This window comes from Pseudomonas sp., assembly GCF_049645325.1.
In the GTDB taxonomy this organism is placed as follows: domain Bacteria; phylum Pseudomonadota; class Gammaproteobacteria; order Pseudomonadales; family Pseudomonadaceae; genus Aquipseudomonas.
Map to the genome: position 1 here is coordinate 1 of NZ_JBARTQ010000370.1, position 7,612 is coordinate 7,612.

Genomic DNA, 7,612 nt, shown 5'->3' on the forward strand with positions numbered 1-7,612 from the left:
CTGCACGCCCTGCTCAATCGTCACCCGGTCAAGCTGCTGGTTGAAAACGACCAGACCCTGCACGGCGGGCGTATCGAACCGATGCAACGTTTCTTCACCGAGGTTGAGCGTCTTGGCCTGCCGGTGAAGATGACCTTCGACATCGGCAACTGGCAGTGGCAGGACCAATCCGCCCTCACCGCCGCCCGCCTGCTGGGCCGGCATGTGGATTACCTGCACTGCAAGGCGGTGGCCCGGCGCGCGGATGGCAAGCTGGTCGCCCTGCCGCCTGGCGCCACCGACCTGCATCTGTGGGAACAACTGCTCAAACATATGACTCAAGGTATTACCAGGGCCGTGGAATTCCCGTTGCAGGGTGATGACCTGATCGACGTCACCGCGCAACAGGTTGCCGCCCTCGCCCTCCTTGGCCAGCCCCGTGCGGAGAATGCACATGTCTGAGATCGATATCCTCTCGTTTGGTGAAACCATGGCGATGTTTGTCGCCGAGCAGACCGGTGACCTGGCCCAGGTGGCGCAGTTTTACAAGCGCATCGCAGGGGCCGACAGCAATGTCGCCATCGGCCTGTCGCGCCTGGGGTTCAACGTCGCCTGGCTGAGCCGGGTGGGCAATGACTCGCTCGGGCGCTTTGTGGTCGATACGCTGAAGCGCGAAGGCCTGGACTGCCGCCATGTCGCGGTCGACCCTCTGCACCCAACCGGCTTCCAGTTCAAGTCTCGCGAAGAAGCCGGCGCAGACCCCCAAGTTGAGTACTTCCGTAAGGGCTCGGCGGCCAGCCATTTGTCCATCGCCGCCATCAGCCCCGCGTTGCTGCAAGCGCGCCACCTGCACGCCACCGGCATTCCGCCGGCGTTGTCCGAGGCCACGCGCGAGCTGTCCATTGAACTGATGACGCAAATGCGCAAGGCCGGGCGCAGCATTTCTTTCGACCCGAACCTGCGCCCGGCCCTGTGGGCCAGTCAGCAACAGATGGTCCGCGACATCAACGCCCTCGCGGCGCGTGCCGATTGGGTCTTGCCGGGGTTGAGCGAAGGTCGCCTGCTCACCGGTTTTGATGACCCTGCCGACATCGCCGCGTTCTACCTCGACCAGGGCGCCGAAGCCGTGGCGATCAAGCTCGGGCCTGACGGCGCCTATTACCGCACCCAGCTGGACCAGGGCTTTGTCGCCGCAGTGCCGGTGGAGACCGTGGTGGACACGGTCGGCGCCGGCGATGGTTTTGCGGTCGGCATGATCAGTGCCCTGCTGGAAAACTTGAGTTTCCCCGAAGCCGTGCAGCGCGGTAACTGGATCGGCAGCCGCGCCGTGCAGAGCCGTGGCGACATGGAAGGCCTGCCGAGCCGCGCGGAGTTACCCACCCGATCCGTTGCCTGACCCACTACTACCTGTTGCCACAACTACAACAAGCTCAGGAGCAACCCCATGGAAACGCTGAAACTCGCCACCCGCCGTTGGTGGTACATCATGCCCATCGTGTTTATCACCTACAGCCTGGCCTATCTGGACCGCGCCAACTACGGCTTCGCCGCCGCCTCCGGGATGGCCGAAGACCTGATGATCACCCCCGGCATGTCGTCGTTGCTGGGCGCACTGTTTTTCCTCGGCTACTTCTTCTTCCAGGTGCCGGGGGCGATTTACGCGCAAAAGCGCAGCGTCAAGAGGCTGATTTTCGTCAGCCTGATCCTCTGGGGCGGGCTGGCCACGCTGACCGGCGTGGTGTCCAACGCCTACATGCTGATCGCCATTCGTTTCATGCTCGGCGTGGTCGAGGCCGCAGTGATGCCGGCGATGCTGGTGTACCTGTGCCATTGGTTCACGCGTGCCGAACGCTCGCGCGCCAACACCTTCCTGATCCTCGGCAACCCGGTGACCATGCTGTGGATGTCGGTGGTGTCGGGCTACCTGGTGCAGCATTTCAGCTGGCGCTGGATGTTTATCATCGAAGGCGTGCCGGCGGTGATCTGGGCGTTTATCTGGTGGAAGCTGGCCGATGAGAAACCTGCCGACGCCAAGTGGCTGAGCGCCACTGAAAAACGTGACCTCGAAAGCGCCCTGGCCGCCGAACAAGTCGGGATCAAGGCGGTGAAGAACTACGCCGAGGCCTTTCGTTCGCCCAAGGTCATCATCCTGGCGCTGCAGTTCTTCTGCTGGAGCATCGGCGTGTATGGCTTCGTGCTGTGGCTGCCGTCGATCCTCAAGAAGGGCTTGCAGATGGACATGGTCGAAGCCGGCTGGTTGTCGGCGCTGCCTTACCTGGCGGCGGTGATCGGCATGCTGGTGGTGTCCTGGGGCTCCGACAAGCTGCAAAAACGTAAACGTTTTGTGTGGCCGCCGCTGTTGATTGCCTCCATTGCCTTCTATGCCTCCTACGCATTGGGGGCTGAACATTTCTGGTGGTCATACACCCTGCTGGTGATCGCGGGTGCCTGCATGTATGCGCCGTACGGACCGTTTTTTGCGATCGTGCCGGAGATCCTGCCGGCCAACGTCGCCGGCGGGGCCATGGCGCTGATCAACAGCATGGGCGCCCTCGGTTCGTTCGGCGGTTCGTACCTGGTGGGTTACCTCAATAGCAGCACCGGCTCGCCCGGCGCCTCGTACTTGTTGATGAGCGGTGCGCTGATGCTGGCCGTGGTGCTGACGATTTTCCTCAAGCCCGGCGCCAGCGATCGCGTGCGGGAAACCACCTTGGCGTTGAAGGTAAAAACCTCATGAAAAAGTCTGTTGTCCTGTACAAAAAACTCTCCGCGCCGTTGATGGCCCGCCTGCATGAGCAGGCCGAGGTCACCCTGATCGAAGCGCTGGACGCGACCGGACTGGCCACGCTGCGTGACGCCCTGCCCGGTGCCCACGGCCTGCTGGGCGCCAGCCTGCGCCTGGATGCCAAGCTGCTTGACCTGGCGCCCAACCTCGAAGCCGTGGCCAGCGTTTCGGTGGGGGTCGACAACTACGACATCGACTACCTGACCGCGCGCGGCATTTTGCTCAGTAACACCCCGGACGTGCTCACCGAAACCACCGCCGACACCGGCTTCGCCCTGATTCTGGCCACCGCCCGGCGTGTGGTGGAGTTGGCCGATATGGTACGTGCCGGGCAGTGGAGCAAAAACATCGGCCCGGCGCATTTCGGCACCGACGTGCACGGTAAAACCCTGGGCATCATCGGCATGGGCCGCATCGGTGAGGCCTTGGCCCAGCGTGGGCATTTTGGGTTTGGCATGCCGGTGATCTACCACAGCCACTCGCCCAAGCCTGCCGTGGAAGAGCGCTTCGGCGCGCAGTACCGCAGCCTGGTGGGTTTGCTCAAGGAAGCCGACTTTGTCTGCCTGACACTGCCACTGACCGCTGAAACCGAGAAACTGATTGGCGCTGAAGAGTTCGCGCTGATGGGGCCGGAGACGATCTTCATCAACATCTCGCGGGGCAAGGTGGTGGACGAAGCGGCATTGGTCGAGGCCTTGCAGCAACGCACCATTCGGGCGGCGGGGCTGGATGTGTTCGAGCGCGAACCGTTGGGTCATGACTCGCCGTTGTTACGCTTGAACAACGTGGTGGCCACCCCGCATATCGGCTCGGCCACCCATGAGACGCGCGAAGCGATGGCCACGTGCGCGGTGGATAATCTGTTGCAGGCGTTGGCCGGTGAAAAACCGAAGAACCTGGTGAACCCAGCCGCCTGGAAGCACTGACACCCCCTGAAACCAATGTGGGAGCTGGCTTGCCAGCTCCCACATTTTTTTACCGCGTTTCAGATCAGATGACGAACCTGGCCACCATCCCGTTCAAGTCCACCGCCAGGCGCGACAGTTCATGGCTGGCTGCGCTGGTCTGGTTGGCACCCGCCGCCGACTGGGTCGCCAAGTCGCGGATGTTCACCAGGTTGCGGTCCACTTCACGGGAGACCTGCGCCTGTTCTTCGGACGCACTGGCGATCACCAGGTTACGTTCGTTGATCAGGCTGATCGACTGGGTGATCTGCTCCAGCGCCACGCCTGCCGCACGCGCCATTTCCAGGGTGTTTTGCGTGCGCTGATTGCTCTGCTGCATCGACTGCACCGCTTCACCGGTGCCGTTCTGAATGCCGGCGACCATTTTCTCGATCTCCTGGGTCGACTGCGCCGTGCGATGGGCCAACGCCCGCACTTCGTCAGCCACCACCGCAAAGCCACGCCCGGCTTCACCGGCGCGCGCCGCTTCGATCGCGGCGTTGAGCGCCAGCAGGTTGGTCTGCTCGGCAATCGCGCGGATCACGTCGAGCACTTTGCCGATGTCACGGCCCTGGGAAGCCAGGCCTTCAATCAGCACCGACGTGTTCTGCACGTCCTGGGTCATGGTCTGGATCGCGCCGACAGTTTCGACCACACGGTCGCGGCCTTCGCGCGCCGCCTGGTTGGACTGGCTGGAGGCTTCGGAGGTGGACACCGCATTGCGCGCCACTTCTTCCACCGCTGCCGTCATCTCGTTGACCGCCGTGGCGGCCTGATCAATTTCGTTGTTCTGCTGCTGCAAGCCTTTAGAGGCTTCTTCAGTGACCGCGCTCAACTCTTCGGCGGCAGAGGCCAACTGCGTGGCCGAGCCGGCAATGTGCTGGATAGTCTGGCGCAGGTTGGCTTGCATCGCGGCCAAGGCACCGATCAAACGCGCGGGCTCGTCCTTGCCGTCATCTTCGATGAGTTTGCTGAGGTTGCCACCGGCGATGGACTCCGCCACTTCCACGGCTTTGCGCAGCGGCGTGACGATGCTGCGGGTCAGCAACCAGGCGAGCAGTACCGTCATCAATGCGGCTACCACCGCCACGATGATGATTCCGGTAACGCCCTGCTGATAGCTGCTCTCGGCATCACCCCCGGCCCGGTCGGCGTCGGCGCTGTTGATCGCGATCAGTTTGTTCAACTGTTCGCCCATCAAGTCGGTACCGTCCTTGATACGCGTGTTGATGAGGGTGCGCATTTCCTCGACTTTGTTCTGCTGCGACAGCGACATCATTTCCGCCTGGGCGGAGAAATAGCTGTCGAGGGTGGCGGCGAAGGTCTTGTACAAGGCCGCTTCTTCTGCACCCGCCGGCATCACCGCGTAGGCGTTCTGGGCTTGCTTGACCTTGTCCACCAATACGTTCACTCGGGTCTTGGCTTCATCGAGGGCGGCCGGTTCGCGGTTGATCAAAATGCGGAACGAGAGAATGCGCAGGCGCAAAACGTTTTCGGTCATGTTGCCGAGGAATTTCACACTGGGTAACTGGTTGGCCCCCATGTCCAGTGAGGCCTGGCGGATTTGAGCCATGCGGTTGACCGCAAACACGCCCAGGATGACGACAAGCAACGCAATGAACGCAAAACCGAGAAAAGCGCGAGGGGCAATATTCAGATTACGAAGGGACATAGGGGTGCTCTCGAAGAAGTAGTGTTGGCGAGCATCCGTGCCGCGACACGGTCCGTCAGCGTCAACGCGCTGTTCGGACAGTTGGGCACCACTGTTCTAATGGGTATGTGGGCCTGTTCAGGCTATCGGCAGGCGGGGGATTTTAATGCGGATGTTTCGAAATATTTTTACACACTTCTGACGACCGGCACTTTCTGGCATCCTGCGCCTCCATTTTCTGACCCGAGCCCATATTTTGTCTGACGCTCAAGCTCCCCGCCCCCGCTATAAATCCGACCTGATCTATGGCCTTGAAGACCGCCCGCATTTCACCGCGGCTATCTTTGCCGCGCTGCAACACGTGCTGGCCAGTTTCGTCGGCATCATCACCCCCACCTTGATCGTCGGTGGCGTGCTCGGCCTTGAAAGCGAAGTGCCGTACCTGGTGAGCATGGCCCTGTTTGTGTCGGGGCTGGGCACCTTTGTGCAGGCGCGCACATTCGGGCCGATTGGTTCCGGGCTTTTGTGCCTGCAGGGCACCAGTTTTTCGTTTATCAGCGTGATCCTCAGCGCCGGGTTCATGGTCAAGGCCCGAGGTGGCGGCACCGACGAGATTCTCTCAACGATCTTTGGCATCTGCTTTTTCGCAGCGTTTATCGAAGTGGCGCTCAGCCAGTTCATCGGCAAACTGCGCAAGCTGATTACCCCGGTGGTCACGGGCACCATCATCACCTTGATGGGCCTGTCGCTGATCAAGGTGGCGGTCACCGACATGGCCGGCGGCTTCGGTTCCAGCGACCTCGGCGCCGCGAGCAACATGGGCCTGGCCGCGCTGGTGCTGCTGACCATCGTGGTCCTCAACCGCTTCAGTAACCCGTTCCTGCGTTTGGGCTCGATCGTGATCGGCCTGACCCTGGGTTTTGTCGTCGCCTGGCTGATGGGCCGTGTGGATTTGGCCGCCCTGCCCCAGGTGCCGCTGATCAGCGTGCCGGTGCCGTTCAAATACGGTTTCTCCTTCGACTGGGTGGCGTTTATCCCGGTGGCGGTGATTTTCCTGATTTCGCCGCTGGAAGCCGCCGGTGACCTGACCGCCAATTCGATGATTTCCCAGCAGCCGGTCAAAGGCCCGCTGTACATCAAGCGCATCAAATCGGGCCTGCTGGCCGACGGCCTCAACTCGGCCATGGCCGCCACCTTCAACAGCCTGCCGATGGTGACCTTTGCGCAGAACAACGGCGTGATCCAGCTGACCGGCGTGGCCAGCCGCTACGTGGCGTACTTTATTGCCGGCCTGTTGGTGCTGCTGGGACTGTTCCCGATGATCGGCGCGGTGCTGCAACTGATGCCCAAGCCGGTACTGGGCGGCGCCACCCTGATCATGTTCGGCACCGTGGCGGTGGCGGGCATCAAGATCCTCGCCGAGGCCGGGCTGCATCGGCGCAACGTGCTGATCGTGGCGATCTCCCTGGGCATGGGCCTGGGCGTCGCCGCCGTGCCGGAAGTGCTGCGCGACCTGCCCAAGGCGCTGCATAACATCTTTGAGTCGCCGATCACGGTGGGCGCATTTTGTGCGATCTTGCTGAACATTTTCCTGCCGGAAGAGTTCATAGAGCTGGAAGAAGATGAATTTGATCCGGAGTCCTCTACCCTCAAAGTAATGCAGGACCCGGACGTCACGAAATAGGAGCACTTTTGAATGCGCAAGCTCATGGTTCTACCGTTACTGCTGCTGACCTTGAGCGCCTGCGCGCTGTTCCCCAACCGCGACCCGGTCAACGTCAACGTGGTGGGCATCGAGCCGCTGCAAAGCCAGGACCTTGAAGTGCGTTTTGCCGTGAAGCTGCGGGTGCAGAACCCCAATGAAACGGCGATCGGCTACAGCGGCGTGGCGCTGGACCTGGAGGTCAATGGCCGGCCGCTGGCGTCTGGGGTGAGTGATCAGGCCGGGGCCATTCCTCGGTTTTCCGAGACGGTGCTGACGGTGCCGGTCAGTGTGTCGGCCTTTTCTGTGTTGCGGCAGACGTTGGGGTTGAGTCAGACCCAGAGCTTGAACAACTTGCCCTATACGTTGCGCGGTAAGTTGGCGGGCGGGTTGTTTGGCACCCTGCGGTTTGTGGACAGTGGGACGTTGGACTTGCCGAATACGGCGGCTTGGTGAGGCTGGTGATGGCTGGGAGACTGAGGGTATATCCGTTATTTGGTGATGACTTATATGGGTTCCGCTCTTACAGCGGGTCACTTTCGAAAAGCGCG

General features: G+C 61.7%; 6 protein-coding genes and 1 pseudogene. 6 read left to right on the forward strand and 1 reads right to left on the reverse strand.

Annotation, left to right across the window (positions count from 1 at the left end; genetic code table 11):
* From WBB95_RS16250 to WBB95_RS16265, 4 genes and pseudogenes are all read left to right on the forward strand, one after another.
* Positions 1-441 (forward strand): annotated as a pseudogene (locus WBB95_RS16250) (AP endonuclease); the annotation flags it as partial.
* On the forward strand, positions 434-1,375 hold the full coding sequence (locus tag WBB95_RS16255) for a sugar kinase (protein WP_424488517.1): 942 nt from the start codon (positions 434-436) through the stop codon (positions 1,373-1,375). The pseudogene WBB95_RS16250 and the gene WBB95_RS16255, both read left to right, overlap by 8 nt.
* Positions 1,376-1,423: 48 nt before the next feature.
* Positions 1,424-2,716 carry an MFS transporter gene (locus tag WBB95_RS16260; protein WP_424488518.1) on the forward strand — a complete coding sequence of 431 codons (1,293 nt, stop codon included), beginning with the start codon at positions 1,424-1,426 and terminating at the stop codon, positions 2,714-2,716.
* Entirely contained in the window at positions 2,713-3,690 is a 978-nt protein-coding gene (locus WBB95_RS16265) for a 2-hydroxyacid dehydrogenase (protein WP_424488519.1), read from the forward strand. Before WBB95_RS16260 ends, WBB95_RS16265 begins: the two co-directional genes overlap by 4 nt.
* 64 nt (positions 3,691-3,754) lie before the next feature.
* Here WBB95_RS16265 and WBB95_RS16270 read toward each other — a convergent pair whose 3' ends face one another.
* Positions 3,755-5,380, reverse strand: coding sequence for a methyl-accepting chemotaxis protein (locus WBB95_RS16270; protein ID WP_424488520.1), 1,626 nt, complete (start codon positions 5,378-5,380; stop codon positions 3,755-3,757).
* A gap of 235 nt (positions 5,381-5,615) precedes the next feature.
* Between WBB95_RS16270 and WBB95_RS16275 the strand changes: the two genes are divergently transcribed.
* Both WBB95_RS16275 and WBB95_RS16280 read left to right on the forward strand, forming a co-directional pair.
* On the forward strand, positions 5,616-7,043 hold the full coding sequence (locus WBB95_RS16275; protein ID WP_424488521.1) for a nucleobase:cation symporter-2 family protein: 1,428 nt from the start codon (positions 5,616-5,618) through the stop codon (positions 7,041-7,043).
* Positions 7,044-7,055: 12 nt separating this feature from the next.
* Entirely contained in the window at positions 7,056-7,517 is a 462-nt protein-coding gene (locus WBB95_RS16280; protein ID WP_424488522.1) for an LEA type 2 family protein, read from the forward strand.
* Positions 7,518-7,612 lie beyond the last annotated feature (95 nt).

Coding starts and splice junctions, on each gene's coding strand:
- WBB95_RS16255 (WP_424488517.1), top strand. CDS start 434: ATGTCTGAGATCGATATCCTCTCGTTTGGTGAAACCATGGCGATGTTT.
- WBB95_RS16260 (WP_424488518.1), top strand. CDS start 1,424: ATGGAAACGCTGAAACTCGCCACCCGCCGTTGGTGGTACATCATGCCC.
- WBB95_RS16265 (WP_424488519.1), top strand. CDS start 2,713: ATGAAAAAGTCTGTTGTCCTGTACAAAAAACTCTCCGCGCCGTTGATG.
- WBB95_RS16270 (WP_424488520.1), bottom strand. CDS start 5,380: ATGTCCCTTCGTAATCTGAATATTGCCCCTCGCGCTTTTCTCGGTTTT.
- WBB95_RS16280 (WP_424488522.1), top strand. CDS start 7,056: ATGCGCAAGCTCATGGTTCTACCGTTACTGCTGCTGACCTTGAGCGCC.